Origin of the sequence: Spiribacter salinus M19-40 (genome assembly GCF_000319575.2) — a bacterium.
Classification (GTDB): Bacteria; Pseudomonadota; Gammaproteobacteria; order Nitrococcales; family Nitrococcaceae; genus Spiribacter; species Spiribacter salinus.
The window spans coordinates 18,482-45,079 of the sequence record NC_021291.1; the positions used below are offsets into that span (position 1 = coordinate 18,482).

Genomic DNA, 26,598 nt, shown 5'->3' on the forward strand with positions numbered 1-26,598 from the left:
GGATCATGCGCTTTCCCCGACTGCTTTACGGCCTGACCGCACTCACGCTGCTGGGGCTGTTGCTGGTGAACACCCAGGGCGTCATTGCCCAGCAGACGGCTGGGGAAGACGTACCACTTGAGGAACTGCGCGGTTTTGCCGAGGTGTACGAGCGCATTCAGCGTAATTACGTCGAGTCCGTCGACGATGAAACCCTTGTGCGCAATGCCATTCGCGGCATGCTCGAGCGACTCGATCCGCACTCGGCCTATTTGGATGCCAGCGAGTATCAGCAGCTGCAGGAGGGTACCCGGGGTGAGTTTGGTGGCCTGGGTCTGGAAGTGGGTACACGCGATGGTTTCGTCGAGGTGATTGCGCCCATTGATGGCACGCCGGCCGACGCCGCCGGGATACAGCCCGGTGATCTGATCATTCGGCTGGACGATCAGTCGGTGAAAGGGCTGGGTCTGCAGGAGGCGGTGTCGCAGATGCGCGGCGACCCGGGCACCGAGATTACCCTCAGCATTCTGCACGAAGGCGAAGACACGCCGCGGGAGATCACCCTCGAGCGTGCGGTGATCCAGGTGGACAGTGTGCGGACCCGCATGCTGGAGCCAGGCTTTGGGTATCTGCGCATTAGTCAGTTCCAGTCGCGTACCGGCGAGGATGTGCTGGAAGCGCTAAGCGATCTGAACGAAGAATCGGGCGGCCTTGAGGGGCTGGTGCTGGACTTGCGCAATAACCCGGGCGGCGTACTGGATGCCGCGGTGGATGTCTCGGATGCGTTTTTGAGCACCGGCGAGATCGTCTCGACCCGGGGTCGGCTCGAGCGGGCGAGCAGTCGCTTCACGGCGACGCCCAACGATGCCCTGAATGGGGCGCCACTGGTGGTGCTGGTGAACGCCGGCTCGGCGTCGGCCGCGGAAATCGTGGCCGGGGCGCTGCAGGATCATCGCCGGGCTGTGATTATGGGCGAGCAGACCTTCGGCAAGGGCTCGGTGCAGACGATTATGCCGCTGCGCAGTGGGAATGCGGTCAAACTCACCACAGCGCGTTATTACACCCCGGATGGCCGGTCGATTCAGGCCGATGGCATTGCCCCGGATGTGGAGATCGCCAACGTGACCGTCAGCGAGCGGGACGGGCGGGATGCCCGCACGCGTGAGTCCGATCTCCCCGGCCATCTGCAGCGCGAAGGTCGGCCGGAAGACGGTGAGGGTCCCGAGGCAACGGATGTGCCTGCCTCGAGCCTGGCATCACAGGATTTCGCCCTGGCCGAGGCCCTGAACCTGCTCAAGGGGCTCTCTATTCTCGGGCGCTAGCGCCGCGGCCAGGCCGCGAGCCAGATCAGCCCGCCCAGGCTGCCGATGATCCAGCTGATCATGGGCGCGTCGCCGAGCATCATCGGGCTGCGCCCATCCAGACCGGCGATCACGAACGCCGAGATCACCAGCGCTGCACCGACGGCGCCGGCAAAGTTGCGCCGACCGTTCTGGTGGACCGCGTCTCGTAATGCCTTGAGCTCTGCCTGCTGTTCGCTCAACTGGGCTCGCGTTTGGCTCACTTCGCCGATCGCCTCGTCGACGCGTCGGGGTAGCGCCGGCAGGATTTCACCAAGGCGCGGCAGCTCTCGGCGCAGATGCTTGACCACGGCCTGTGCACCGACCTGTTCTTTCATCCAGCGCTCGAGGTAGGGCTTGCCGGTGTCCCAGAGGTCGAGCTCTGGGTAGAGCTGTCGCCCCAGCCCTTCAATGGCGAGGAGGGTCTTTTGCAATAGCACCAGCTGTGGCTGGATCTCCATGTCAAAACGCCGACCGGTCTGGAACAGGCGCATCAGCAGGGCACCCAGGGAGATTTCGCCCAAGGGCCGCTCGAAAATCGGCTCGCAGACCGTGCGCATGGCCGCCTCGAATTCATCGACCCGGGTATCGGCTGGGACCCAACCGGACGCCACATGCAGCTCGGCGACACGGCGGTAGTCGCGATTGAAAAACGCGAGGAAGTTGTCGGCGAGGTAGCGATGATCGACCGGGCTCAGCGAGCCCATGATCCCGAAATCCACGGCGATATAACGCGGGTTGGCAGGATCCGTGACATCCACGAACACATTGCCCGGGTGCATGTCGGCATGAAAAAAGCTGTCGCGAAAGACCTGGGTGAAAAAGATCTCGGTACCGCGCTCGGCCAGGGCCTTCATGTCGACGCCCGCTCGCTTCAAGCCCTCGACATCGGAGATTTGCAGGCCGTGGATGCGCTCCATGACCATGACGCTGCGCCGGGTCCCTGGCCAGTAAATCTCGGGGACGTAGAGCAAGTCCGAATCGCGGAAATTGCGCTTGAGCTGGGTGGCGCTTGCCGCCTCGCGCATCAGATCGAGTTCGTCGTGCAGCGTGGTATCGAACTCGTGAACGACCTCCACCGGGCGCAAGCGATGGCCTTCGCTCCAGTAGCGCTGCGCTAGCCGAGCAAAGGTGTAAAGCACCCGAAGATCCCGGGCGATGGCGCGCTCAATGCCCGGTCGGACCACTTTAACGATGACGTCGCGGCCATCATGCAGGCGCGCGGCATGGACCTGGGCGATGGAGGCCGAGGCCATGGGTTCGGTGTCGAAGTGGGCAAACCAGCCATCGATCGCGTCTTCGTATTCCGCCTCGATGATCGCGCGGGCTTCTTCTCCAGGAAAAGGCGGCACGCGGTCCTGCAGACGCGAGAGCTCTTCTGCGATATCCGGTGGCAACAAGTCGCGACGGGTCGAGATGATCTGCCCGAACTTGACGAAGATCGGCCCGAGGTCTTCCAGCGCAAGCCGGATCCGCTCGCCGCGACGGCGCTGCTGGTGCCGAAACCAGGTCCAGGGCATAAAAACGCGCAAAAAGCGGAAGGGCCGGAACCAGCGCGTGGCGAACAGGACCTCGTCCAGACCGTAGCGCAAAAGGACCAGGTTGATCTGGGCCAGGCGCCAGAGCAGTCGGGGAGAGGGCATCATGCCGAATCGCCTCGTTGCTCCAGCCGCCGCAGCCGGGCCTCAAGCCGGTCAAACTCCTCACGCAGGGTATCGACGTCTTCCAGGAAGTGCGCGACCTCCGCGGCGGGCGGGAGCCAGCGGCGTTCCTCAGTGGCCAGTTCCGCGGCATTGCGCCCCAGGGTCTCAACGCTGCGCTGTCCCCAGGCCCAACCCGCGCGGGCCCCCTGCGCGGCACGCTGCGCGCTCGCCTCACCGACCATTCGCGCCAGCTGCGCTTCCAGATCGACATCCAGATCGGCAAATAGGGCGCGAACTTCCTGGATCGTGCCGATATCTCCACGAAACGCCACATCCCGACTGCGGCGGCCACGGGACAGGACCAATCCGGTCAGGCCGGCCACGGTCGCCTCCAGCAGGACATCACAGTCGCTCATGTCGGTGTTGTCGTGCATCAGCGCGATGCCGTCATCCGCAAAGCACACCCGCAGCGCCAGACTGCTGTCGGTTACACGCAAACCGAGCTCGCGGCCACTGAGCGGTGCGAGGCGTGCCTCGCTGTTGGGGTCGAGCGCCAGGATACGATTGACCCCCTGCTCGAACGGTGTGAGTGGCAGCCAATCAGTAGACATGGCCGTGGTGGAGGGCAACGATCCCTCCGCTCAAGTTGATATAGCCGCAGTCTTCAAAGCCCGCTTCTTCCATCATGGACTGCAAGGTCTCCTGGTCTGGGTGGAGCCGAATGGATTCGGCCAGATACCGATAGCTGTCGGCGTCGCTTGCGACGAGGCGACCCATCAGCGGGAGCAGCTGGAAGGAATACAGGTCATACAGGGGCCGCAGCGAGGCCACGTAGAGTTGCGAGAACTCCAGCACCACCAGCTGACCACCGGGCCGCAGCGCTGCCCGGATTGCTGCCAGGGCGCGGGGAATGCGGGTGACGTTACGCAGCCCAAAGGCCATGCTGATCCGGTCAAACTGGCGAGGCGGAAACGGCAATTGCTCGGCATCGGCAAGAACATACGCCAGATTGCCTGTCAGGCCCTCGTTCACCATTCGATCCCGCCCTTCATTGAGCATGGCGGCGTTAATGTCTGAGACCACCACCTGACCGTTGCGGCCGACCGCCTTGGCCAGGCCGATGCTGAGGTCACCGGTGCCCGCGGCGAGATCCAGCACGCGCTGGCCAGGCCGGGCATTGATGAGTCGCAGGGCCTGCTGCTTCCAGAGCCGGTGCAGCCCCACGGACATCAGGTCGTTCATGAGGTCGTAGCGGCTCGCTACCGAACTGAACACCTCGCCCACGCGGTGGACTTTCTCGTCAGCCGGGATTCGCTCGTAGCCGAAGTCGACTTCTTCGCTGGCGCTCATGTCGCTGTCCCTCCCTCACGCTGGTAGCCGGCCTCGGCGAGTGAGTCGAGGTAATCCTGCCAGTACTGCGATTGGTTTTCGCCCAGATCATAGAGCAGATCCCAGGAGTACAGGCCCGTGTTATGGCCGTCATCGAAATGGATCCGCAGGGCGTAGTGGCCCACCGGCTCGATGCGCGTGATGCCAACGGCGGTCTTGCCCACCTGGAGAACCGCCTGGCCTGGGCCGTGACCTCGGACCTCGGCTGAGGGTGAGTAGACCCGCAGGTATTCCGCCGAGAGCACAAAAGTCTGGCCGTCATCATAGTGCAGCTCAAGGGTTTTCGAGCCGCGATGCAGATGGATGTCGGTGGGCGTGTGCCCCGTGTCCCGGCGCTCGGGTCGTTTCATGACAGCCTCACAGGATGTAGCGACTCAGGTCCTCGTTATCGGCGAGGTCTGAGAGCTGGCGATCGACATAGGCGGCGTCCACGGTCACGGTCTGTTCACTGCGATCGGGGGCGGTGTAGGAGATCTCCTCGAGCAATCGCTCCATTACCGTGTGCAGGCGCCGGGCGCCGATGTTTTCCGTGCGCTCGTTTACCGCCCAGGCCACCTCCGCAATGCGGGCGACGCCATCGTCGGTGAACGTCAGCGTGACCCCCTCGGTGGCCAGTAGCGACTGGTACTGGCGAACCAGCGAGGCATCCGGCTCGGTGAGGATGCTGACGAAGTCGCTGACGACCAGCGAGTCGAGTTCGACGCGAATGGGCAGGCGGCCCTGCAGTTCCGGGATCAAGTCCGAGGGCTTGGACAGATGAAACGCCCCGGAGGCGATGAACAGGATGTGATCGGTGTTGACCATGCCGTGCCGCGTGGACACCGTGCTGCCCTCTACCAGCGGCAGCAGATCGCGCTGGACCCCCTCGCGCGAGACGTCTCCGCCCGCACCCTGCTCGGCCCGCTTCGCGACCTTGTCGATTTCGTCGACAAACACGATTCCGCTCTGCTCGACGGCCTCGATGGCCTGTTGCTTGATTTCGTCATCGTTCACCAGCTTCGCGGCCTCTTCTTCGCGAAGCACCCGCCAGGCATCCGCAATGCGCAGGCGCTGACGCTGGCTCTGCTGGCCGCCCAGGTTCTGGAACATGCCCTGCAGCTGGCTGGTGAGCTGCTCCATGCCGGGCGGCGCCATGATGTCCATGCCAGCGGACTGGCCGCGGATGTCGATTTCGATCTCGCGCTCGTCAAGCTCACCTTCGCGCAGTTTCTTGCGCATTTTCTGGCGCGTTGCATCCAGGCTGTCATCGGCTTCGCCGCCGCTGCGGGCCTGGGGCAGCAGCGCATCCAGGATGCGATCCTCGGCGGCGTCTTCTGCGCGATTGGCCTGGCGGGCCATCGCCTGCTCGCGCACCATTTTCAGGGCGTTGTCGGTCAGATCCCGGATGACCGATTCGACGTCGCGGCCGACGTAGCCGACTTCCGTAAACTTGGTGGCCTCGATCTTGATGAACGGGGCATTGGCGAGCCGCGCAAGGCGCCGGGCAATCTCGGTTTTGCCCACACCGGTCGGGCCAATCATGAGGATGTTCTTGGGCGTGATCTCCGGGCGCAGGCTCTCATCCACCTGCAGCCGGCGCCAGCGATTGCGCAATGCGTTGGCCACGGCGCGCTTGGCGTCACCTTGGCCGATAATGTGCTTGTCCAGCTCCTGGACAATCTCGCGGGGTGTCATTTCGCTCATGAGCCTGCCTCGTCCCCCAGCGTTTCAATCGTCAGCGTGTGGTTGGTGTAGATGCAGATATCGGCGGCGATCCCCAGCGCCCGGCTGACGACCGCCTCGGCGCCCAGGTCGGTGTCGGCGACCAGGGCTTGTGCGGCGGCCTGGGCATAGCCCGCACCGGAGCCGATCGCCATGAGTTCCCGTTCGGGCTCCACGACATCGCCATTGCCAGACAGCATCAACAGTGCATTCTGGTCGGCGACCATCAGCAGGGCCTCTAGCCGGCGCAGGGCCCGATCCGAGCGCCAGTCCTTGGCCATTTCCACCGCGGCGCGGGTTAAATTGCCGCGGTGGCGCTCAAGCTGGCCTTCAAACCGCTCGAATAGCGTGAAGGCGTCGGCAGTTCCGCCGGCGAAACCCGCAAGGACCTGCTCGTGATACAGGCGCCGGACCTTGCGCGCGTTGCCCTTCATCACCGTATCGCCCAGGGTGACCTGACCGTCACCCCCCAGCGCGACCTGCCCGTGGCGACGGACGGCCAGAATGGTGGTGCCCTCGAATTGCTGCACGGTTGTCTCCCGGCCTGAGTGGACCCGTATTCTAACGTAGCCGAAGCGGGTGGCGTTATCGGCGTCGGGCTCGCGGATGGGCCTGATCGTAGACCTCGGCCAGATGCTGGAAATCCAGATGGGTATAGATCTGCGTGGTACTGATATCAGCGTGGCCCAGGAGTTCCTGAACGGCCCGCAGATCACCACTGGATTCGAGTAGATGCGTGGCAAAGGCATGCCGCAGCATATGCGGATGCACGGGCTGGTCGAGGCCTTGCCGGGTGGCCAGGGCATTGAGGCGTTGCTGGATCGCTCGGTGCGAGAGCCGTCGCCCGCGGCGGCTCACAAACAGCGCGGGCTCGTGCGCGGCGGCAAGCGTTGGCCGAACGGCGAGCCACTGCTGGATGGCTTCCCGAGCCTGTCGGCCCACCGGCACCACTCGCGTTCGCGCGCCTTTGCCCGTGACCCGCAGCGTCTGCGGTACGCCGCTCAACTCCGCGGCATCCAGGGCCGCGACTTCAGCAAGCCGCAGCCCCGAGCCATAAATAAGCTCAAAAAGGGCCTGATCGCGGCACGCGAGGCCAGCGTCGTTGCTATCCGATGCCGGCGCGGCGGGGGCATTGAGCAGTTGCGCGGTGGTGTCGACATCCAGCGTGGTGGGCAGCCGGCGGTGCTGGCGCGGCGCGCTGATGTCGGCCGCCGGGTCCAGGTTGGCTCGGCCTTCGCGCTGCAAGTAGCGGTACAGACCGCGCACCGCTGACAGCCGGCGTTGCAGCGAGCGCGGCCGCAACCCGCGTCGATGCCCCTGGGCGACCCACTGGCGGACGTGATCGGCGCGCACGTCACGCCAGTCACTGATGCCCGTGCGGCTCAGCCAGTCAGCGAAGGCGTTGAGATCGCGCGCGTAATGTTGACGGGTGAGTGTGGCGAGGCGGCGTTCATCGCGCAGATGCGCCAGATAGTCATCAAGGACAGAGGCGAGCGACTCGGCGCTCAAGCGCGCTCCCCAGGCAGGGCGCGACGAAGCACCCGCGCCACCAAAGCACCGAGCTGGCCGAGAAAGATGGTGCCCTGCTCGTCGTGATAGCGCTCGGGGTCGCGGCTGCCAATTGCAATAAAGCCCCGCAGCGGGGGTTCATCCAACGGGATCACGGCCACCGAGGCCAGGCCTTCGGCCTGGTCACCAAAGATCAGGCCAAAGCGGTCGACATCGAAATGTCCGAGCACCGGGGTGCTGCCGGGGAAGTGTTCTTCCAGCTGGAGGGCCTCAGGATCGTCAGCGGCCAATACGGGGACGCCGGCCGCGGCGAGGTCATTGCCGATTAACAGCACCTGGACCACGTCGGCTCGAAAGTCCTGCCGCAGCCCGTCCCGAAGCGCGACCAGAGCCCCCTCGAGGTCATCCGCGGCCAGCAGCTCCAGCGTGAATCGGTGCAGCTGTTCGGCGACCCGGTCATTGTCGCGGGCGATGTACAGCAAATGGTCGAGGCGCTGAGAGAGTTCGCGCGCCTCTTCGCGCAGAATGGCCACCTGGTATTCGATCAGCGAAACAGCGCCCTCACCTGACTGATGAGGAACATCCAGTGCGGCGAGCACATCCTGGTGGCGGCGCAGCAAATCCGGGTGGGCGCGCAGATAGTCCAGTACCTGCTGCTCGTCGAGTGTCGCGCCCGTGGGGGCGGATTCTGGTGTTTGACTGCTCATGCCTCTCCTGCCGGTAGCCTGCCATCAAAGACCGTCTCGGCCGGGCCGGTCATCCACAGCGATTGGTCCTTGCCTGGCCAGTGTACCACCAGCTGGCCGCCCGTCAGGTCGACCTGCACACGGGGCTCGAGCCAGCCATTGATGATGCCGACGGCGACCGCGGCACAGGCGCCGGTACCGCAGGCCAGCGTCTCGCCGGCGCCGCGTTCGTAGACGCGCAGCTGGATGTGGTCGCGGCCCATGATGGCCATAAACCCGACATTGGCGCGATTGGGAAACGCCGGGTGATGTTCGATGACCGGGCCAAGGCGGCTGACTGGCGCCGTCGTCACCGCATCGACACGCAGCACGGCGTGCGGATTGCCCATGGAGACAACGCCGAGCTGGACGGTCTCGCCCTCGACCACCAGCGGATAGAGCGGCGCGGGTGCCTCGGCCTGAAACGGCACGGCAGCGGGCTCAAGCACCGGAATGCCCATGTCCACCTGCATCAGCCCCTCGTCTGTTGGGGTGACGCGGGTGAGCCCCGAGACGGTCTCTAACGTGATCGTGGCGGCTGGTGCAAGGCCGCGGTCGATAAGAAAACGTGCCAGGCAGCGGACCCCGTTGCCGCAATGCTCTACTTCCTCGCCATCCCGGTTCCAGATCCGGTAGCGAAAGTCGGCGGTGGTGCCGAGCGCGGGTTCCGCGACCAGGACCTGGTCGCAGCCCACGCCATACCGCCGGTCGGCAATCTGCCGGACGCGCTCGGCATCCAGGTGGACCGGCGTGCTGATCCCGTCGATGACCACAAAGTCGTTGCCAAGCCCCTGCATCTTGGTAAACGTGAGGCTCATGGCGCCTCCAGGAGGTGCTCGCCGCGCCAGAGGTCATCCACGCGCTCGCGCGCTCGGATCAGATGGGCCTCGGCGCCGTCGACCAGCACCTCGGCCGGGCGGGGCCGGGCGTTGTATTGCGAGGCCATCACAAACCCGTAGGCACCGGCATCGAAGATAGCGACCAGGGCACCCGGGCTCAGGGCAAGCGCGCGCTCGCGCCCAAGGACATCCGCGGTCTCGCACACGGGGCCGACCACGTCATACAGCCGGGTTTCATCGGCGGTCGTGTTGACGGCTTCGATGCGCTGCCAGGCGTCGTAGAGCGCCGGGCGCAACAGGTCCGTCATGGCGGCATCGACAATGGCGAAATCCCGGTGCCCAGGCTTGAGGTACTCCACCCTGGAGACGAGCAGGCCCGCTGCGCCAACGATGGCGCGGCCCGGCTCCATCAGTACACGCTGCGGCCGGTCCTTGAGCAGTGCGCCGAGTGACTCGGCCAGGGCGGCGGGGCTCGGTGGCGTCTCGTTTTCGTAGCGAATGCCCAGCCCCCCACCAATATCGAGGTGCTTGAGTGGCAAGCCCTGCTCGGCCAGCCGATCGACGAGGGCCAGGCTGCGAGACAGGGCATCGGCCAGGGGTTCAAGTTCGGTGAGCTGCGAGCCGATGTGGAAGTCGAGTCCCTCCACGCGCAGGCCCGGTCGCTCCGCCGCCCGGGTATACACGGCCTCGGCGGCATGAATGTCGATGCCGAACTTGTTATCGCGCAGTCCCGTTGAAATATAGGGATGCGTACGGGCATCGACATCGGGGTTGACGCGCAGAGAGACGGGCGCCTCGCGGCCAAGCCGCGTCGCGACCTCACTCAGGCGCTCGAGCTCGGATTCCGACTCCACGTTAAAGGCCAGAATGCCCACCTCAAGCGCGCGCTCGATCTCTGCCGTTGTCTTGCCAACGCCAGAGAACACCACGCGACCCGGGTCGCCACCGGCTTGGAGGACCCGCTCGAGCTCGCCCCCCGAGACGATGTCAAAGCCGCTGCCGAGGCGGGCAAGGAGCTGGAGGATAGCCAGGCTGCCGTTGGCCTTCACGGCATAGCAAATCAGGTGGTCGCGGTCGGCGAAGGCGGCATCGTAAGCGCGCCAGGCCGATTCGATCGCCGCGCGGGAGTAAACGTACAAAGGCGTGCCAAAGCGCGCGGCCAGGTCATCGACCGCGCAGTCTTCAACGGTGAGCGTGCCGTGCTGGCGCGAAAAGCTCACTGGCCCTCCGCGGTGTCTTCACTCGCCTGGTCGTCGGGTAGAAATAGATCACCCTTGACGCCGCAGCCAGCCAGGCTGAGCAGCAGAATGAAAAGCAGTGTGCCCAGTGCACGATGGATCATGGCGGACTCCGGTACAGCCGATTCCACAGTATAACGGCTGTGGGCGACGTTTTCGGCCCCTGTGCGTTACGCTATGCTGCATCATGACCGATTCAAAACTTCAAACGGTGGAGGTTGGCCCGGCTGGAGCCAAGGCCAGTGTGCTCTGGCTGCACGGCCTGGGGGCCAGTGGGCACGACTTCGAGCCCATTGTCCCGGAGCTTGGTCTACCCGCGGACGCGCCGGTCCGGTTTGTCTTTCCGCATGCCCCGGAGCGGCCCGTTACGCTTAATGGCGGCATGGTGATGCCCGCGTGGTATGACATCTACGGACTGACCGCCGGCACCCCGCAGGACGAACAGGGCCTGGACGAGGCGGCCGGGTGGATCGCGGCGCTGATCGAGCGGGAGGCCGAACGGGGCGTACCGGCTGAACGGCTGGTGCTGGCCGGGTTCTCCCAGGGCGGTGCCGTCGCGTTGCACGCGGGGCTGCGCTTTGCTGGCGGGCTTGCCGGCATCATGGGCCTGTCCACGTATCTGCCGCTGGCAGATCACTTGTCCCAGGCGCGTGCGGCGGCCCACCGTGATACCCCGATTTTCCTTGCCCATGGCGAGTATGACGGGGTCCTGGGGATCGAGCTGGGCACGGCGTCGCGGGACGCGCTGGCGGGCCTTGGCTATCCCGTTGAATGGCACGCCTATCCCATGGAGCACCAGGTGTGCCTGGAAGAGATTCAGGCGATCGGCGTCTGGTTGCGACAGGTGCTGGCGCTTTAGTCGCCGGCCAGTCGGGCGCGTGCGGCTGCCACCTGCTGATGGACCTGGGCGGGCGCGGTGCCGCCGAGGTGATCGCGGGCGGCCATTGAGCCGTCCACCGTCAGCACCGCGTACACGTCGCTCGCAATATGCTCGCTGAAGCCCTGCAGGGTCTCCAGAGAGAGGTCTGACAAGTCCTCCCCGTGCTGGACGCCGTAGGCAACCGCTTCGCCAACAATCGCGTGAGCATCCCGAAAGGGCACACCCTTGCGGACCAGATAGTCCGCCAGGTCGGTGGCCGTGGCAAAGCCCGCCCGGGCGGCCTGCCGTGTCCGTTCACGATTGACGCTCAGGGCAGGCACCATGTCGCCGAATGCGCGCAGGCTGTCATGCAGCGCGTCCGCGGCATCAAACAACGGCTCCTTGTCTTCCTGATTGTCGCGGTTGTACGCGAGGGGCTGGCCTTTCATCAGGGTGAGCAGTGTGTTGAGGGCGCCATGGACGCGGGCGGATTTGCCACGGACCAGTTCGGCGACATCCGGATTTTTCTTTTGCGGCATGATCGAGCTGCCGGTACAGAAGCGATCGGGTAGCTCAATGAAGCCGGTCAGCGGCGAAGCCCACAGGACGAGCTCTTCGGCCATCCGGGAGAGATGCGTCATTGTCAGCGCAGCCGCCGAGACAAACTCGATGGCAAAGTCGCGATCCGACACCGCATCCAGGGAGTTGCGGGTGGGCGCCTCGAAACCCAGTTCTGCGCAGGTCTGCTCGCGGTCAATGGCGAAGGTGGTGCCCGCCAGGGCCGCCGAGCCCAGTGGCGACTGATTGACCCGCACCCGGGCGTCGGCAAGCCGCGCCTCGTCGCGCACCAGCATTTCGTACCAGGCCAGCATGTGGTGGCCAAAGCTCACCGGCTGAGCGACCTGCAGGTGGGTAAAGCCGGGCATGACGGTGTCGGCCTCGCGCTCGGCCAGATTCACCAGGCCCGCCTGAAAATGCCGCAGCAGGTGGGTCGCCTCATCGATCGCTTCCCGAAGCCACAGCCGCACGTCCGTCGCGATCTGGTCATTGCGTGAGCGGCCGGTATGCAAGCGCTTGCCGGCATCCCCGATGCGCGCGGTCAGGCGCGCTTCGATGTTCATGTGCACGTCTTCAAGGGCGGGGTCCCAGGGGAACTCGCCGGCCTCGATCTCGGCGGCAATCGCCGCCAGGCCGTCGATGATGGCGGTCGCATCCGCTTCGCTGAGCACACCGCAGCGGGCGAGCATGCGGGCATGGGCCTGGGAGCCCCGGATGTCCTGCCGGTAGAGCCGCCGATCGTAGTGTTCCGAGGCCGTGAAGGCCGCGACGAAGTCATCGGTTGCTTCGCTAAAGCGCCCGCCCCACATCCCTTTGCTGTCTGCCTTGCTCATCAACGCGTTCCGACGTGTCTGCTCGATGCCGGCAGTATACCAGCCGGCCTGGCGTATCGCCGGATGCCGCGGGTGTGAACCGTTTGGCGTTTATTTGCGGCGCGCTTGCGCATATTAGGCGCCTCACGCCGCCGCCCGGCGGTTTGCATTCCACCGCTTTAGAACGAAAGAGGCCGATTGATGAAGATTGTGATTGCCTGTAGCAACGACGCGCTGCGTCACCGCCTTGCCCGACTGGTTGCGACGGGCCCGATGGGCCGGGTGACCGCGGTGCTCGACGAGCCTGAGGACGCTATCGAGCGCCACCAGGCCGACCCCGCCGCCGTCATTTTGCTGGGCATGTTCGAAGAGGCCGACCTGCAGATCGCGCTGGCGCTAAGCCAGACACCGGTGCCCCCGGCGATTCTGCCGGCGACGTCATTGCAGGCGCCGGTCCTCAGCACCCTGGAAGAGGCTGGTATCGACCATATCCTTGACTATGTTCAGCCGGAGCGCCTGGCGGCGGCGCTGAATCAGGCCGAGCCGTTGACTCGGGGTCAGGTGGCCGCGCTACAGGGCGGCCGGCATGCCAGTCATCGCCGGCATATTCTCTGTCGGCGGCGGGCGGGCCTTGGTCTCATCCCCGTCAACGACGTGCGCTACTTCATGGCAGACCACAAATACGTCACCGTCCAGCATGATGACGGCGAGGACCTGATTGAGGACTCACTGTGTCAGCTCGAAGCGGAATTCGGCCCGCGCTTTCTGCGCGTACACCGCAGCGCCCTGGTGGCGCGTGACAGCCTGCGAGGCCTCGAAAAGGACCTCTACGGCCAGACCCACGCGCTGATTGACGGGATGGCGACCCGTGTTCCGGTCAGTCGGCGCCGGCTACCGGCCGTACGCCGCTGGCTACGCGAGGCGTCCACCCCCAGCTGAACGTTGGCCGGGCGGCGTCGGCACGGTATGGTTGCGGCAGATCCACTCGGGCCCGCCGCGGCCGCCGACCTAAACAGCACGATGCCATGTCAATTGATCACCTGCGTATTGCGACGCGTCGCAGTCCCCTCGCGCTCTGGCAGGCCGAGCACGTCGCCGAGCGGCTGCGTCAGCACCACCCCGGGCTCCATGTCGAGTTGGTGGGCATGTCCACCCGTGGTGACGAGATCACCGACCGGCCGTTAATGGCCGTGGGTGGCAAGGCCTTGTTCGTCAAAGCTCTGGAAGAGGGCATGCTCGAAGGTCGCGCCGATATTGCCGTGCACTCCATGAAAGATGTGCCCGCCGTGGTGCCAGACGCCTTTCGTCTGCCGGTTATCCTCGATCGGGATGACCCCTGTGATGCCTTCATTTCCACGCACTATGCCGATGTCAGCGAGCTACCGGCCGGCGCTCGGGTCGGCACCGCGAGCCTGCGACGGGAATGCCAGTTACGGGAGCGCCGGCCCGATCTTCAAATCGAATCCCTGCGCGGTAATGTCCAGACACGCCTGGGCCGTCTCGAGTCGGGCGACTTTGATGCCATCGTGCTTGCGGCCTCGGGTTTGCGCCGCCTGGGCATGGCAGAGCGGATCACCCGCATCATGCCCCCGGCGGACAGCCTGCCGGCGGTCGGCCAGGGGGCGCTTGGCATCGAGTGCCGCGCGGGCGATGCCGAGGTCGAAGCCCTGATTACCGCGTTGGACGACCGCGACACCCATGACCGCGTCGCCGCAGAGCGCGCCGTTAACACCCGCCTGGAGGGCAGTTGTCATGTGCCGCTGGCCGCGTATGCGGAGCTGGCGGGCGATTCGCTGTGGCTGCGGGCCCTGGTCTCGAGCCGGGACGGGCAGCGGGTGCTTCGGGCCGAGGGCCGCGCACCGCGGGCCGAGGGACCGGCCCTGGGGCTCTCTCTGGCGGAAGATTTGCTGGCACGGGGCGCTGGCGAGATTCTGGCAGAAGTGCATTGACTCGAGATTTGACGGGCCGGCGTGTGCTCGTGACCCGACCCGCTGGGCAGGGTGAGGGGCTGGCGCAGCAGCTCGAGGCGCTTGGCGCTGAGGTGCTTCAGCGTCCCGCGCTGGCCATTGAGCCACGGACGCCGGCGGACTGGCCACCGGCTGAGCCGGTGGACTGGTTCGTCTTTACCAGTCCCAACGCTGTGCAATGGGCCCTGCCGTGGCTGGACTCGATTGATCGCTCGCGTGCGCAGATCGCGGCGGTGGGCCCGGGCACAGCGGCACGGGCCCAGGCCGACGGGTTGCCCGTTGCCGTCGCGCCGCGGGCCGGTGGGGGCGTCGATGAGCTGTTGGCAGAGCCTGACTTTGCGCCGGCCGCCGGAGAGCGCGTGCTGATCTTCCGGGGCGAAGGGGGTCGCGAGCGACTGCAGCAAGTATTGCGCGAAGGCCAGGTCATTGTCGTGGAGGTGGATGTTTATCGGCGGGTCCCCGCCGCCGCAGCGTTGGATGTGCCGCCGGCATGGCGATCGGCCCCCCTGGATGCGACGGTCGTGACGAGCCGGGCTGGGTTGGACGCGTTGCTCGGCATGACAGGCCAACCCGCGCTACAGTGGCTACAAGCCAGCCGTCTGATCACAGTCAGTGATCGGGTGGCGGCATATGCCCGCGCGATGGGGTTTGTCGACCCTGTTGTCGCTGCCGGGGTCGCGGATGCCGATTTGTCCGCCGCCGTTGTCCAGGCCTTGCAGAGAGAAGGCAATGACTGAAAAGAACACCGACAAGCCAAACACTGATAAGCCGGATGCCGAACCGCCGCCGAAGTCCGCGTCCAAGCCGGCTCGGGCAACCAAAGCGGCCTCGGCTAAGACAGCGAAGTCGGCGCCATCGGAGTCGTCGGATCAATCGACGAAGACGCCGCCGCCACCGCCACCGCGTCGAAGCGTCACCGGCGTCATCGCCCTGGTGGGCGTCTTGGTGATTGGTGGCCTGGGGGGTGCAGGCGGCTGGTTTCTCTACGAGCGCGTGGCGTCCTTAAGCGCTGAGCAAGCCGGGTTTGCGGACCAATCGGCCCTGGCAACGCTGCGATCCGAGCAAAGTGAGCGACTGGGCGAGCTTCAGGGCCGGCTGAATGGGTTGAGCGACAACCTGGATAATCGCCTGGAGTCCATGGCGCGACTCGAAAACCGGTTCGAAGATCAGGTGGAAGCGCGTGACGCCCTCGCGGATCGGGTGGATCAACTCTTCCGGCGCATGCAGTCGGAGACGGATGACTGGCGAGAGGCTGAGGCTGCTTACTTGGCCGGTATTGCCGTCAATCGCGTGCGTTTCAATCGCGACATCCCCGGGGCGCTTGAGGCGCTTGAGGCTGCTGATCGGCTGCTGGCCGGGCTTGGTGGTGCGGGCATTGATGGCCGGGAGGCGATCGCGCGGGCGACTGATCGCCTGCTCGACGCGGAGCGGGCAGACACCGCGGCCATCATGACTGGCCTGAGCCGCACCGCGGACCGGCTGGCCGATCTGCCGCTGGCCGAGGGGATTGAGCGCCGCCAGGCCCGTGAGGCGGATGACCCGGCACCCCGCGAGACGACGGGCTGGCGCGGCCGTCTGGAGCGGGCTTGGACGCAGCTGCGCGCGGGCCTGGAGGGTCTGGTGACGGTCAGTCGGGATCGCCAGGTCGAGCCGCTGCCGGATCCCGAGGCGCGATTCCTCCTGCAGCAGAATCTGACCCTGCAGATTGAATCCGCTCGCCTGGCGGCGCTGCGCGGCAATGCCGATGTCTACCGGGACGCAGTGGCGCGAATTGACGGGTGGATTGCGGCGTATTTTGATTCCGCCTCCGAGCGCGTGACAGACGTGCGCGCCACGTTGGCGGAGCTGCGGGGTCTGCGCGTGGATTCGGCGCGCCCGGCCATTGCGGATGACCTCGAGCCGTTGCTGGAGAGCGGAGGCCAGCCATGATGCGGCGCACGCTCAGTCTGCTGGTGTTGTTGCTGCTCAGCGTGGGTGGCGCCCTCTGGTTCGAGCGCCAGAGCGGCTTTGTGATGGTCCGAGTGGGTGACCTGACCCTGCAGAGCAGTCTGTTTGTGGCGCTCGCCGCGGTGGTGGTGGTCTGGGTGCTCGCGGCGGTGGTCGCCTCGCTGGTCCGGCGCTTGCGCCACGTACCCTACCGAATCCGCGGCCGGCTAGGGCAGCGTCGCGGCATTCGTGCCCGCCATGAACTGGTTGAGGGCTTGATTGAGCTCGCGGAGGGCCGTTATGCCCTGGCGGAAAAACGGCTGGAGAGCAGTGCCGGTGCTGCACGTCTGCCCGTGTTCAATCACCTGCTCTCAGCCCTGGCCGCCCAGCGTCGGGGGGATTGGAAGCGCCGGGATGATTTGCTGGCTGAGGCGGATGCCGCCGAGCCGCGGGCGCGACTGGCGGTTGGCCTGGTGCAGGCACGCCTTCAAGTGGAGGCCGCACAGTGGGAACAGGCCCTGGCGACCCTGGGATGGCTGCGCAAGGAGGCGCCCCGCAATCATCGTCTCCTCGCGCTGATGGCGCGGGCCCTGCAAGCACTGGAGGATGAGGCCGGCCTGGAGGCTCTGCTGCCCGATCTGCGTCGGGAGGCGGTCCTGCCGGACGATGAAATGACCGCGCTCGAGGCCCGGCTGCTGGAGCGCCGGCTGACCGCACTGGGGCCGAATGCCGGGGCGGATGCCCTGGCGCAGGTCTGGAAGGCATTACCGCGAGCGCGTCAGCGCGACCCTGAACTGCGAGCCCGTTACGCGCGCGCGCTTATTGAGGCGGATTGTCCGGCGACGGCCGAGCGGCAATTGCGGCGCTGGCTCAAAGATCGGTGGGCGAGCGAGCTCGTGGAAGTCTATGGCGAGCTCGAAATGGATCCGCCCCAACGAGCCTACAAACCGCTGACCGATTGGCTCAAGGAGCGTCCGGAGGATCCGACACTGCTTCACGCGGCCGCTCGGCAGGCCATCCGCTGCGCCTTGTGGGGTCAGGCGCGCAGCTATCTGGAAGCCGCAACGGCACGCGCGAGCGATCCGGCCATTGATCGACTTCTGGCCGAGCTCTACGAGCGCCTGGATGAACCAGAAAAAGCGCGCCTGGCCTACCGCCGGGCCCTGGGCCTTGCGCCGACGCTCGCTCTCGAGGGTCCGGTCAGGCAATAAGCACCGTGGAGCCAGTGGTTTCGCGTGCCTCCAAGGCACGGTGGGCTTCAGCCGCGTTAGCCAGCGGCAGCCGCTGACCAACCTGAACCGTTACGGCGCCGCGCTCAATCACGTCGAACAGGGCCTCGGCGCTGTGCTGCAAGTCCGCGGCGGTGCCGATGTAATCGAAAAGGGTCGGCCGGGTAAGAAACAGCGACCCACCGGCGGCCAGTTGTCCAACCTCGATGGCCGGCGGCTTGCCGGAAGACTGGCCGAAGCTCACCAGCAGGCCGCGCTTGGCCAGGCAATCCATGGACGTCATCAAGGTATCCGCACCCACGGAGTCGTAAACCACGGCGACGCCTTCTCCACCCGTGAAATGCCGCACACGCTCAGTAATGTCTTCGCGGCGGTACAGAATGGGATGATCACAGCCATGGGCCTGCGCGAGCTCGGCCTTTTCTTCGCTGCCCACGGTGCCGATCACCGTGGCACCGAGTTGTTTAGCCCACTGACAGGCGATCAGGCCAACGCCGCCGGCCGCCGCATGAATCAGGATCGGTTCGCCAGGCTGCACGGCATGGATCTGGGCCAGCAACATGTGCGCGGTCATCCCTTTGAGCATCATGGCGGCCGCCTGCTCGTTATGGATGGCATCTGGCAGGGGGACCAGTCGATCTGCGGGAATAATCCGCTCCTCGGCATAGGCCCCCGGTGGTCTTGCCGCATAGGCGATACGCTGACCCGGCTGCAAGCCAGTCACGGCGTCACCCACCGCCACAACCTCCCCGGCCGCCTCAACGCCAGGGGTAAAGGGCATGGCCGCTGGCGGGTACAGGCCCGTGCGGAAGTAGACATCGATGTAATTCACCCCAATGTGGGTGTGCCGTACCCGGACCTCGTTCGGCCCGGGAGCCGGTACATCGACCGACTCGAACTGCAAGGTCTCGGGCCCGCCGAACGCGTGAATGCAAATCGCCTGGGTCATGGTTCAGCTCTCCTTGTCGCTGGCCGCCATGGCGGCTTCAACGCCGGCCAGCGCGGTCAGATTGACGATGCCACGCACGGTCACCGAGGGCGTGAGGATATGCGCGGGCTTCGACATGCCCAGAATGATGGGCCCGATGGACACGGCATCGGTCACCGTCTTGAGCAGATTAAAGGCAATGTTCGCCGAATCGAGCGTGGGCATGATCAGCAGATTGGCCTGCCCTTCCATGCGCGAGTTCGGGAAGATTCGGCTTCGAATCGACTCGTTGAGGGCGGCGTCGCCGTGCATCTCGCCCTCCACCTCCAGCGCCGGATCGCGATCTTCGAGGAGTTGCAGCGTCTCGCGCATCTTGATTGCCTCCGGCGCGTCCGACGTCCCGAAGTTGCTGTGAGACAACAGCGCGACCTTGGGCACCATACCGAAGCGGCGGATTTCGTCGGCGGCGAGCACGGTCATCTCGGCGAGCTGATGGGCGGTCGGGTTCTGATTGACGTAGGTGTCACACAGAAAAAGCGTGCCCTTGGGCGTAATGATCGCGTTCATGGCGGCGAGATTACGAACCCCCGTGCGCCGGCCGAGCACTTCGTTCACATAATCAAGCTGGCGGTGATACTTGCCGACAGCACCGGAGAGCATCGCATCCGCCTCGCCCCGTCGCACCATCAGCGCGGCGATCACGGTGTTGCGTGTGCGAACGATCTGGCGGGCCCGGTCCGGCGTGATGCCCCGGCGCTCCATGAGCGAGTGATAGAGCTGCCAGTATTCCCGGAAGCGCGGATCATCTTCCGGGTCGACCAGCTCAAAATCCTCGTCGATGGTGAGCCGCAGGCCAAGCCGCTCGATCCGCATTTTGACCACGCGTCGGCGGCCAATGATGATCGGCTGGGCGAGGCTGTCGTCCACCACCAGCTGCACGGCCTGGAGGATGCGCTGATCCTCGCCATCGCCGTAGACCACCCGTTTCGGGTTCTGGCTGGCCCGCTCGAAGATGGGTTTCATCAGCAAGCCCGACTGGAAGACGTAATCGGAGAGACGCCGGCGATAGGCGGCGAAATCCTCGATCGGGCGGGTCGCGACGCCGCTTTCCATGGCCGCGCGGGCCACTTCTGGTGCAATGCGGGTAATGAGCCGCGGGTCGAACGGCTTGGGAATCAGATACTCCGGCCCGAAAGACAGCGGTTTGCCACCATAGGCCGCAACGACCACGTCCGAGGACTCCATGGTCGCCAGGTCCGCAATCGCGCGCACGCAGGCCTTTTTCATCTCATCATTGATCGTCGTCGCGCCGACATCCAAAGCGCCGCGGAAGATGAACGGAAAGCAGAGGACGTTGTTGACCTGGTTGGGGTAATCCGACCGACCGGTCGAGATGATCGCATCCGAGCGTGCCTCAAATACGTCCTCGGGCCAGATCTCCGGCGTGGGGTTCGCCAGGGCCATGATCATGGGTTTGTCCGCCATGCGCTTGACCATGTCCTGATCCAGGACACCGGGCGCGGACAGCCCCAGGAAGATATCGGCCCCCTCAATGGCTTCTGCCAGTGTGCGCGCCTTGCTACTCGTGGCATAGACGCCCTTGCGATCGTCCATGTACTCCTTGCGGCCCTGGTAGATCACGCCCTGACGGTCGGTGGCGATGACGTTCTCGGGTTTGAGTCCCATGGACACGAGTAGGTCCAGGCAGGCGATGGCTGAGGCGCCGGCGCCGGAGGTGACGAGTTTCACGTCCTCGAAGCGCTTGCCGACGAGTCGCAGACCGTTGTAGATCGCCGCCGCGGCGGTGATCGCGGTGCCGTGCTGGTCGTCATGGAACACCGGAATGTTCATGCGAGCCCGCAGCTTCTCCTCGACCTCAAAGCACTCCGGTGCCTTGATGTCTTCCAGGTTGATGCCGCCGAAGGTGGGCTCCAGCCGAGCGATGGTCTCCACGAGCTGATCGGCATCGGTTTCATCGATCTCGATATCGAACACATCGATCCCGGCGAACTTCTTGAAGAGCACGCCCTTGCCTTCCATAACCGGTTTGGAGGCCAGCGGGCCGATGGCACCCAGTCCCAGAACGGCGGTGCCATTGGTGATGACGCCTACCAGGTTACCGCGCGCCGTGACATTGGCGGCCTCGCGTTCATCCTCGGAAATCGCCTCGCAGGCCGCAGCAACGCCGGGGCTATAGGCGAGTGCCAGGTCGCGCTGGTTGGCCAGCGGCTTGGTGGGGGCCACCTCGATTTTCCCGGGGGTCGGGTAGCGGTGGTATTCGAGGGCGCTTTGCTTGAAGTCCTCAGCCATGGGGGTTTCCTTGGGTCATTTCAGTGGTTCAGGGTTCAGAAATTCGGTGAGATGCTCGGTAAACGGCCCGGGTGCCTCGGCGTGAACCCAGTGTCCGACACCGGGTAGCCCGATCACGCGGGCCTGCGGAAAAACGCGGTGGATGGCAGCCGTACCGGCCGGCGTGACATATCCGGAGGCCTCGCCGTGGATAAACAGCGCCGGGCCGCTCCACGTCGGGGTGCTGTCCAGCGGCCAGCCCTGAATGACGGGCAATTGATCCGCCAGAATGTCCAGCGGGATGCGCCACTGCCAGGTGCGGCCCTCGCGTTGTAGGTTAGTCAGCAGAAACTGCCGAACCAGATCAGACGGGATCGCGGGCGCCAGGGCGGCATCGGCGTCCGCGCGACGGCTGATGGCCTGCAGATCGACTTGCTGCAAGGCGGCAATGATGCCGCCGTGTTCTGCGCCGTGGTCATAGGCGACGGGCGCGATGTCGACCACCACCAGCCGCTCAACGCGGGCGGGATGACACAGCGCCATCGTCATGGCGACCTTGCCCCCCATGCTGTGGCCAACGAGTCGAGCCCGTTCAAGGCCCTGGCGGTCCATCAGAGCGATGACGTCGTCTGCCAGGCGCCGGTAATCCATATCGGGATGGGCTGGCGATTGGCCATGGCCGCGCAGGTCGGGCAGCAGTACGGTGTGGCTGTCCTCGAAAGCCCGCGCGATACCCCGCCAGTTGGCCCCGGAGCCATAGAGCCCGTGCAGCATAATCAACGGTGGGCCTGAGCCGGATTCGTTGACGGCGAGTTCGAGTGGCGGTTTCAAGCGGGGCGCTCCTCATGATCGGTGCTGAGCGCTCGGAGCTCCTGCATGGCCACCCCCAGCATGGCGCTTTCCGGCTGCGGAACGCCGCTGATCTGATCAACGCTCTGGCGGAAGGTCGTCAATCGATCGCCGTTGTCGGTCATCCATTGCTCGATCCGCTCGGCTGCCGGATCAGCCGCTGTCTCCGCCAGGATAGTCTCGGTCAGGCGGCGCTGTTCGTCGTGCAGGCCCTCCAGCAGCCCGCCGCGGAAGCGAACCTGCCAGTCGTCCACTGCGATAAAGGCATGGATCGCCTCACGCAGGGTCTCAAGGCCCAGGGCATGGGCCGCGCCGAAATGGATCCGGGCGGTGTCCTCCAGCGTCGCGTCGCGGTTGGCCGCCGCTGCGGCGATGTCGAGCGCGTCATAGAGCGTTGGCAGACGGCTGATCCGCTGGGCAAGGGCATCGGGCGCCCCGGCGTCAATATGGTGCTGGCGACGGGCCTCGAGGCGTTCGAATTCGGGCTCGGCCAGCAGCTCGGGCAGGCCCTGCTCGAGGGTGTTGATGGTCTGACTGGCGCGGTCCAGCCAGTCGCTCATGCCATTGGCCGGCAGGCTCCGCCGCAGCATCCAGATGGTGGCGCGCTCCTGGAGATCACAGAGCGCATGGAGCATGGCGTGCTGGTGATCGGCGCTGATTTGATGATCCAGGGCATCGATGTCATGCCAGAGCGTGCGCAATCCGTAGAGTTCACGGGCGGCGACAAAGGCCCGGGCGGCGTCCGCAGTATCGGCACCGGTCACCGCGGTCACGCGCATCAGGAAGGTGGCGCCCATGCGGTTGAGGATGTGATTGACCAGATTGGTGGCAATAATCTCGCGGCGCAGAGGGTGCTGGTCGATTCGGCGGCTGCAGCGGGTTTGCAGGGGGGCCGGGAAGTAGGCAATCAGGTCTGGCAGGTATTCCTCGCCCTGCACCAGTTCGGTCTGCAGCAAAGCTTCGTAACTGCGGATTTTGGTGTAGGCGAGCAGGATGGACAGCTCAGGTCGGGTCAGGCCGAGGCCTTGTTGCTGGCGGTCGGTCAGCGTCTCGTCGTCCGGCAGCTCCTCGACCACTCGGTCCAGCCGGCCCTCTCGCTCGAGGGTGCGCATCGCCCGGGCGTGCTCATCCAACCGCTCTGCCGCGCGATCCTGCATCAGGCTCAAGCCCTGTGTCTGACGGTAGTTGTTGGCCAGCACGTGGTCGGCCACCGCCTCGGTCATATCCGCCAGCAGCCGGTTACGCTGCTTGACCGTGAGCTCGCCGTCATCGACGACGCCGTTCACCAGGATTTTGATGTTCACCTCATGGTCGGAGCAGTCGACGCCGCCGGAGTTATCAATGGCGTCGCTGTTGACCCGGCCGCCTGCGAGCGCAAAGGCGACCCGCCCGAGGGCAGTGATCCCGAGGTTGCCGCCTTCACCGATGACCTGGCAACGCAGGTTCTCGGCGTCGACCCGGACCGCGTCGTTACCCTTATCGCCGACGTCGGCGTCGCTTTCATCCTCGGCTTTGATGTAGGTGCCGATGCCGCCATTCCACAGCAGGTCGACCGGTGCCTTCAGGATCGCCTGAATGAGCTCGTTAGGCGTCAGCTGCTCGGCGCTGATGCCGAGTGCCGCACGGGCGGGTTCACTCAGCGCAATGGATTTCGCGGTGCGTGGCCACACACCCCCACCGGTGGCAATGCGGGCACGGTCATAGTCATCCCAGGTGGAGCGCGTTAGGCCAAACAGCCGCTCACGCTCGGCGAAGGCGGCGTCTGCATCCGGGTCGGGGTCAATGAAGATGTGGCGGTGATCGAAAGCCGCAATGAGGCGAAGGGTGCGGGACTGCAGCATGCCATTCCCAAAGACATCGCCCGACATATCGCCGACGCCAACGGCTGTGACCGGGGTGCGCTGGATATCTCGGCCCATCTCCCGGAAGTGGCGCTGAACGGCCACCCAGGCCCCGCGCGCGGTGATGCCCATTTTTTTGTGGTCATAGCCGGTCGAGCCGCCGGAGGCAAAGGCATCATGCAGCCAGAAGTCATAGGCCTCGGCGATGGCGTTGGCATCGTCCGAGAAGGTGGCGGTGCCTTTGTCGGCGGCCACCACAAGGTACGGGTCGTCGTCGTCATAGCGCACCACGCCGGGCGGCGGCTGGATCTGGTCATCGACGATGTTGTCGGTCACATCCAGCAGTCCACGAATGAACATCTGGTAGCAGGCGAGCACTTCATCGGCTTGCTCGGCCCGCGATTTGGGAAGTTGCTTGCAGACAAACCCCCCTTTCGCGCCCACGGGCACGATGACGGCGTTCTTCACCATCTGCGCCTTCATCAGGCCGAGTACTTCTGTGCGGTAGTCCTCACGCCGGTCCGACCAGCGCAGGCCACCCCGCGCGACCTGACCGCCGCGCAGGTGCACGCCCTCGACGCGCGGTGAGCTCACGAAAATCTCGAACGCAGGGACGGGCTTGGGGACACCGGGGATGTCGCCTGGGCGAAGCTTCAGGGCCAGATAATCCCGCGGAGCGCCGCAGTCATCCTGACGGTAGCGATTAGTGCGCAGCGTGGCCTGTATGGCGGCGAGCATCCGTCGGAGAATGCGGTCTTCATCGAGGCTGGAGACCTCGTCCAGACCGGCCTCGATGGTCGCTGCCAGGTCCTCGGCACGCTGCGCATCGCCTCGCTCGGGATCAAATCGGGCCTCGAACAAGGCGACCAGGTTGGCTGCGATGGTCGGGTTGGCGGCCAGCGTTTCTTCGATGTAGGGCTGGCTGTAAGGCGTGCCGGCCTGGCGCAGGTATTGGGCATAGGCCCGGAGAATGGTGATTTCCTGCCAACTGAGGCCAGCCGAGAGAATCAGCCCGTTAAAGCCGTCATCATCGGTCTCGCCCCGCCAGATGGCGGCAAACGCCGCCTGGAAATGATCGCGCAGGGTGCCGGCGTCGAGCTCGCGGCCTGGATCGTGTTGCAGGCCGAAGTCGTGTATCCACCGAGGCGCCCGGTCTTTGGGGTAGATCCCGTAGGGGCGCTCATCCATGACCTGCACGCCCATGTGCTCGAGCACGGGTAGCACCGCGGACAGGCTGATGGGCTCGCCCGTGTGATACAGCTTCAGGCGCAGGCTGCCAGCGGGGGCCTCGAGTGGCCGGTAGAGGCTGATCGCCAGGCCGTTCTGCTGATCCAGGCTCTCCAGCCGGTTGATGTCCTGAGCCGCCGTGCGCGGACTGGTGTCCTCGCGATAGGCGGCACTGACGGCATCGCCGTAGGCCTGATGCAGCCGGGTACCCCGCGCTTCACCGTCGTGCTCGAGCAAGGCCTGACCAAGATCATCCGACCACGACCGGGTGGTGGCGGCGATCTGGGCTTCTACCGCTTCATGATCCACATCCTCAACCGGCTCACCGCCGAGATGGATAACGAAGTGAATGCGAGCGAGGACCGCTTCGGAGAGCTGCACGGTGAACTCGGAATGCTCGCCGCCGAACGCATGCATCAGGATGGCCTGCATGCGTTGGCGGATTTCAGTGTCGTAGCGGTCGCGGGGCGCGTAGATCAGACAGGAGACGAAGCGTCCGAAGCGGTCATGGCGCACGAACAGGCGCACGCGCTGGCGCTCCTGGAGCTCCAGGATGCCCAGTGCCGTCTCACGCAGCGTGGGGATGTCGGTCTGGAAGAGCTCATCCCGGGGGTAGTTTTCGAGAATATGGGCGAGCGCCTTGCCGGCATGGCTGTTGTCGCGCAGCCCGGCACCGGCGAGGATGGCCGCGACACGTCGGCGCAGCAGGGGAATGTTGCGGGGGCTGCGACTATAGGCCGCCGAGGTGTACAGGCCCAGAAACCGGTGTTCGCCCACGACCTCACCGCGGGCGTTGAAGCGCTTCACGCTGATACTGTCCATGTAGCCCCGGCGGTGCACGGTGGCTCGATGGCTTGATTTCGTCAGTAGCAAGGGGTCGGGGTCGGTCGCCTGCTCGCGCAGGGACGGTGGCAACAGCTCGAAGCTGCTCGAGGCGTGGTCATCATTGTCGGTCTCTCGAAGCAGGCCAAGCCCCGTGCCAGCGATGGCGCACAGTGCCAGGTCGCCGCGCCGGTGGCGCAGGTCGTACCGACGGTAGCCGAGAAACGTAAAATGATCATCCAGCACCCATTCGAGAAAGGCGATGATCTCGTCGAGATAGTCGTCATCAACCGCGGGTGAATGGCGGCGTAGACCGCGGATCGCCCGTTGGGCGGCCTGGCGCATGGGCTGCCAGTCGGCCACGGTGACCGCGACATCATGCAAGGCGGCTTCGACCGCTTTTTCGATGGCCTCAAGCTGGCTGGTCTCGCTTTGGCGATCCACCTCGAACTGTATCCAGGCCTCGGCCTGGCCCGGTTCGCTGGGTTCAGCGCCGACCGACTGAATCATGGCGTGGTCATCCCGGGCGACCTGGAGCACCGGATGCACGATGAGGTGGATGATCAGCCCGAGCTCGTTCAGGGCCATTGAGACGGAGTCCACCAGGAACGGCTGGTCGTCGGTGACGATCTGCACCACGGTGTGGGTGGACTCCCAGCCGTTTTGCTCGGGGTCGGGGTTGTAGGCCTGGACTCGGGCGCGGCCAGCGGTGCGGGTCTGGGCCAGTGCCCAGTGGGAGAGTGCCGCGCCGTAGAGATTCTGGGTGTCGCGCTCGTTCAGATCGCGGGTGGAGACCGCACCATGATAGTGCTTGAGGAAAGTCTGAATCAGGCGCTGCTGAGCCGCCGGCCAGCGGGACTCCACCCGTGCCAGCAGCTCCTCGATCCGGCGTGCTCGCATGGCGCTCGCCTGATGCATGACCTACTCC

At 65.4% G+C, this 26,598-nt stretch carries 23 protein-coding genes; 7 read left to right on the forward strand and 16 right to left on the reverse strand.

Annotation, left to right across the window (positions count from 1 at the left end; translation table 11 throughout):
- Nucleotides 1-5 precede the first annotated feature (5 nt).
- A complete protein-coding gene (locus tag SPISAL_RS00085) occupies nucleotides 6-1,301 on the forward strand; it encodes a S41 family peptidase (RefSeq protein WP_016352425.1) in 1,296 nt (431 codons plus the stop codon).
- On the opposite strand, the gene ubiB is transcribed toward SPISAL_RS00085, so the two are convergent.
- From ubiB to lptM, 11 genes are read right to left on the reverse strand one after another with little or no spacing between them, the layout of a single operon-like run.
- Nucleotides 1,298-2,965, reverse strand: a complete 1,668-nt coding sequence (gene ubiB / locus SPISAL_RS00090; protein ID WP_016352426.1) for a ubiquinone biosynthesis regulatory protein kinase UbiB — start codon at nucleotides 2,963-2,965, stop codon at nucleotides 1,298-1,300. The two genes, SPISAL_RS00085 and ubiB, sit on opposite strands and share 4 nt — an antisense overlap.
- A complete protein-coding gene (locus tag SPISAL_RS08615; RefSeq protein WP_187287969.1) occupies nucleotides 2,962-3,591 on the reverse strand; it encodes a ubiquinone biosynthesis accessory factor UbiJ in 630 nt (209 codons plus the stop codon). The genes ubiB and SPISAL_RS08615 overlap by 4 nt, the downstream gene beginning before the upstream one ends.
- Nucleotides 3,563-4,312, reverse strand: a complete 750-nt coding sequence (locus SPISAL_RS00100) for a class I SAM-dependent methyltransferase (RefSeq protein WP_016352428.1) — start codon at nucleotides 4,310-4,312, stop codon at nucleotides 3,563-3,565. The genes SPISAL_RS08615 and SPISAL_RS00100 overlap by 29 nt, the downstream gene beginning before the upstream one ends.
- Nucleotides 4,309-4,701 carry a gamma-butyrobetaine hydroxylase family protein gene (locus tag SPISAL_RS00105; RefSeq protein WP_016352429.1) on the reverse strand — a complete coding sequence of 131 codons (393 nt, stop codon included), beginning with the start codon at nucleotides 4,699-4,701 and terminating at the stop codon, nucleotides 4,309-4,311. Before SPISAL_RS00105 ends, SPISAL_RS00100 begins: the two co-directional genes overlap by 4 nt.
- A gap of 7 nt (nucleotides 4,702-4,708) precedes the next feature.
- The gene (gene hslU, locus SPISAL_RS00110; protein ID WP_016352430.1) at nucleotides 4,709-6,034 is read right to left on the reverse strand and encodes an ATP-dependent protease ATPase subunit HslU; all 1,326 of its coding nucleotides are present in this window, start codon (nucleotides 6,032-6,034) and stop codon (nucleotides 4,709-4,711) included.
- Nucleotides 6,031-6,582: an ATP-dependent protease subunit HslV gene (hslV, locus tag SPISAL_RS00115; protein ID WP_016352431.1), complete on the reverse strand. Its 552-nt coding sequence runs from the start codon at nucleotides 6,580-6,582 to the stop codon at nucleotides 6,031-6,033. Before hslV ends, hslU begins: the two co-directional genes overlap by 4 nt.
- 55 nt (nucleotides 6,583-6,637) lie before the next feature.
- Entirely contained in the window at nucleotides 6,638-7,561 is a 924-nt protein-coding gene (gene xerC, locus SPISAL_RS00120; protein WP_016352432.1) for a tyrosine recombinase XerC, read from the reverse strand.
- On the reverse strand, nucleotides 7,558-8,268 hold the full coding sequence (locus SPISAL_RS00125) for a DUF484 family protein (RefSeq protein ID WP_016352433.1): 711 nt from the start codon (nucleotides 8,266-8,268) through the stop codon (nucleotides 7,558-7,560). The genes xerC and SPISAL_RS00125 overlap by 4 nt, the downstream gene beginning before the upstream one ends.
- Nucleotides 8,265-9,104, reverse strand: coding sequence for a diaminopimelate epimerase (gene dapF / locus SPISAL_RS00130; protein ID WP_016352434.1), 840 nt, complete (start codon nucleotides 9,102-9,104; stop codon nucleotides 8,265-8,267). Before dapF ends, SPISAL_RS00125 begins: the two co-directional genes overlap by 4 nt.
- A complete protein-coding gene (lysA, locus tag SPISAL_RS00135) occupies nucleotides 9,101-10,345 on the reverse strand; it encodes a diaminopimelate decarboxylase (RefSeq protein WP_016352435.1) in 1,245 nt (414 codons plus the stop codon). The genes dapF and lysA overlap by 4 nt, the downstream gene beginning before the upstream one ends.
- A complete protein-coding gene (gene lptM / locus SPISAL_RS08745) occupies nucleotides 10,342-10,467 on the reverse strand; it encodes an LPS translocon maturation chaperone LptM (protein ID WP_016352436.1) in 126 nt (41 codons plus the stop codon). The genes lysA and lptM overlap by 4 nt, the downstream gene beginning before the upstream one ends.
- Nucleotides 10,468-10,550: 83 nt before the next feature.
- Between lptM and SPISAL_RS00140 the strand changes: the two genes are divergently transcribed.
- Nucleotides 10,551-11,222, forward strand: a complete 672-nt coding sequence (locus SPISAL_RS00140) for an alpha/beta hydrolase (RefSeq protein ID WP_016352437.1) — start codon at nucleotides 10,551-10,553, stop codon at nucleotides 11,220-11,222.
- Here SPISAL_RS00140 and argH read toward each other — a convergent pair.
- Nucleotides 11,219-12,613 (reverse strand): argininosuccinate lyase, encoded by a 1,395-nt coding sequence (argH, locus tag SPISAL_RS00145; RefSeq protein WP_016352438.1) that lies wholly within the window; start codon nucleotides 12,611-12,613, stop codon nucleotides 11,219-11,221. The genes SPISAL_RS00140 and argH overlap by 4 nt on opposite strands.
- A 180-nt stretch (nucleotides 12,614-12,793) precedes the next feature.
- On the opposite strand from argH, the gene SPISAL_RS00150 reads away from it, so the two are divergent.
- The 5 genes from SPISAL_RS00150 (at nucleotide 12,794) to SPISAL_RS00170 (ending at nucleotide 17,696) form a co-directional block, all read left to right on the forward strand.
- Complete coding sequence (locus SPISAL_RS00150; RefSeq protein WP_016352439.1) at nucleotides 12,794-13,531, forward strand: LytR/AlgR family response regulator transcription factor; 738 nt, start codon at nucleotides 12,794-12,796, stop codon at nucleotides 13,529-13,531.
- A gap of 86 nt (nucleotides 13,532-13,617) precedes the next feature.
- A complete protein-coding gene (gene hemC / locus SPISAL_RS00155; protein WP_016352440.1) occupies nucleotides 13,618-14,541 on the forward strand; it encodes a hydroxymethylbilane synthase in 924 nt (307 codons plus the stop codon).
- Complete coding sequence (locus SPISAL_RS00160) at nucleotides 14,538-15,296, forward strand: uroporphyrinogen-III synthase (RefSeq protein ID WP_016352441.1); 759 nt, start codon at nucleotides 14,538-14,540, stop codon at nucleotides 15,294-15,296. The genes hemC and SPISAL_RS00160 overlap by 4 nt, the downstream gene beginning before the upstream one ends.
- On the forward strand, nucleotides 15,289-16,488 hold the full coding sequence (locus SPISAL_RS00165) for a uroporphyrinogen-III C-methyltransferase (RefSeq protein WP_016352442.1): 1,200 nt from the start codon (nucleotides 15,289-15,291) through the stop codon (nucleotides 16,486-16,488). The genes SPISAL_RS00160 and SPISAL_RS00165 overlap by 8 nt, the downstream gene beginning before the upstream one ends.
- Nucleotides 16,485-17,696 (forward strand): heme biosynthesis protein HemY, encoded by a 1,212-nt coding sequence (locus SPISAL_RS00170; RefSeq protein ID WP_016352443.1) that lies wholly within the window; start codon nucleotides 16,485-16,487, stop codon nucleotides 17,694-17,696. The genes SPISAL_RS00165 and SPISAL_RS00170 overlap by 4 nt, the downstream gene beginning before the upstream one ends.
- Here SPISAL_RS00170 and SPISAL_RS00175 read toward each other — a convergent pair.
- The 4 genes from SPISAL_RS00175 to SPISAL_RS00190 are packed head-to-tail and all read right to left on the reverse strand — an operon-like array spanning nucleotide 17,686 to nucleotide 26,588.
- Entirely contained in the window at nucleotides 17,686-18,663 is a 978-nt protein-coding gene (locus tag SPISAL_RS00175) for a quinone oxidoreductase family protein (RefSeq protein WP_016352444.1), read from the reverse strand. The two genes, SPISAL_RS00170 and SPISAL_RS00175, sit on opposite strands and share 11 nt — an antisense overlap.
- A gap of 3 nt (nucleotides 18,664-18,666) precedes the next feature.
- Complete coding sequence (locus tag SPISAL_RS00180) at nucleotides 18,667-20,952, reverse strand: NADP-dependent malic enzyme (RefSeq protein WP_016352445.1); 2,286 nt, start codon at nucleotides 20,950-20,952, stop codon at nucleotides 18,667-18,669.
- A gap of 15 nt (nucleotides 20,953-20,967) precedes the next feature.
- On the reverse strand, nucleotides 20,968-21,762 hold the full coding sequence (locus SPISAL_RS00185) for an alpha/beta fold hydrolase (protein WP_016352446.1): 795 nt from the start codon (nucleotides 21,760-21,762) through the stop codon (nucleotides 20,968-20,970).
- Entirely contained in the window at nucleotides 21,759-26,588 is a 4,830-nt protein-coding gene (locus SPISAL_RS00190) for an NAD-glutamate dehydrogenase (RefSeq protein WP_016352447.1), read from the reverse strand. Before SPISAL_RS00190 ends, SPISAL_RS00185 begins: the two co-directional genes overlap by 4 nt.
- Between the last annotated feature and the right edge of the window lie 10 nt (nucleotides 26,589-26,598).

Excerpts from the sequence above, each read along its gene's own strand:
- SPISAL_RS00085 (WP_016352425.1), top strand. The coding sequence starts at position 6 with ATGCGCTTTCCCCGACTGCTTTACGGCCTGACCGCACTCACGCTGCTG.
- ubiB (WP_016352426.1), bottom strand. The coding sequence starts at position 2,965 with ATGATGCCCTCTCCCCGACTGCTCTGGCGCCTGGCCCAGATCAACCTG.
- SPISAL_RS00100 (WP_016352428.1), bottom strand. The coding sequence starts at position 4,312 with ATGAGCGCCAGCGAAGAAGTCGACTTCGGCTACGAGCGAATCCCGGCT.
- SPISAL_RS00105 (WP_016352429.1), bottom strand. The coding sequence starts at position 4,701 with ATGAAACGACCCGAGCGCCGGGACACGGGGCACACGCCCACCGACATC.
- hslU (WP_016352430.1), bottom strand. The coding sequence starts at position 6,034 with ATGAGCGAAATGACACCCCGCGAGATTGTCCAGGAGCTGGACAAGCAC.
- SPISAL_RS00125 (WP_016352433.1), bottom strand. The coding sequence starts at position 8,268 with ATGAGCAGTCAAACACCAGAATCCGCCCCCACGGGCGCGACACTCGAC.
- dapF (WP_016352434.1), bottom strand. The coding sequence starts at position 9,104 with ATGAGCCTCACGTTTACCAAGATGCAGGGGCTTGGCAACGACTTTGTG.
- lptM (WP_016352436.1), bottom strand. The coding sequence starts at position 10,467 with ATGATCCATCGTGCACTGGGCACACTGCTTTTCATTCTGCTGCTCAGC.
- SPISAL_RS00140 (WP_016352437.1), top strand. The coding sequence starts at position 10,551 with ATGACCGATTCAAAACTTCAAACGGTGGAGGTTGGCCCGGCTGGAGCC.
- argH (WP_016352438.1), bottom strand. The coding sequence starts at position 12,613 with ATGAGCAAGGCAGACAGCAAAGGGATGTGGGGCGGGCGCTTTAGCGAA.
- SPISAL_RS00150 (WP_016352439.1), top strand. The coding sequence starts at position 12,794 with ATGAAGATTGTGATTGCCTGTAGCAACGACGCGCTGCGTCACCGCCTT.
- hemC (WP_016352440.1), top strand. The coding sequence starts at position 13,618 with ATGTCAATTGATCACCTGCGTATTGCGACGCGTCGCAGTCCCCTCGCG.
- SPISAL_RS00165 (WP_016352442.1), top strand. The coding sequence starts at position 15,289 with ATGACTGAAAAGAACACCGACAAGCCAAACACTGATAAGCCGGATGCC.
- SPISAL_RS00170 (WP_016352443.1), top strand. The coding sequence starts at position 16,485 with ATGATGCGGCGCACGCTCAGTCTGCTGGTGTTGTTGCTGCTCAGCGTG.
- SPISAL_RS00175 (WP_016352444.1), bottom strand. The coding sequence starts at position 18,663 with ATGACCCAGGCGATTTGCATTCACGCGTTCGGCGGGCCCGAGACCTTG.
- SPISAL_RS00180 (WP_016352445.1), bottom strand. The coding sequence starts at position 20,952 with ATGGCTGAGGACTTCAAGCAAAGCGCCCTCGAATACCACCGCTACCCG.
- SPISAL_RS00190 (WP_016352447.1), bottom strand. The coding sequence starts at position 26,588 with ATGCATCAGGCGAGCGCCATGCGAGCACGCCGGATCGAGGAGCTGCTG.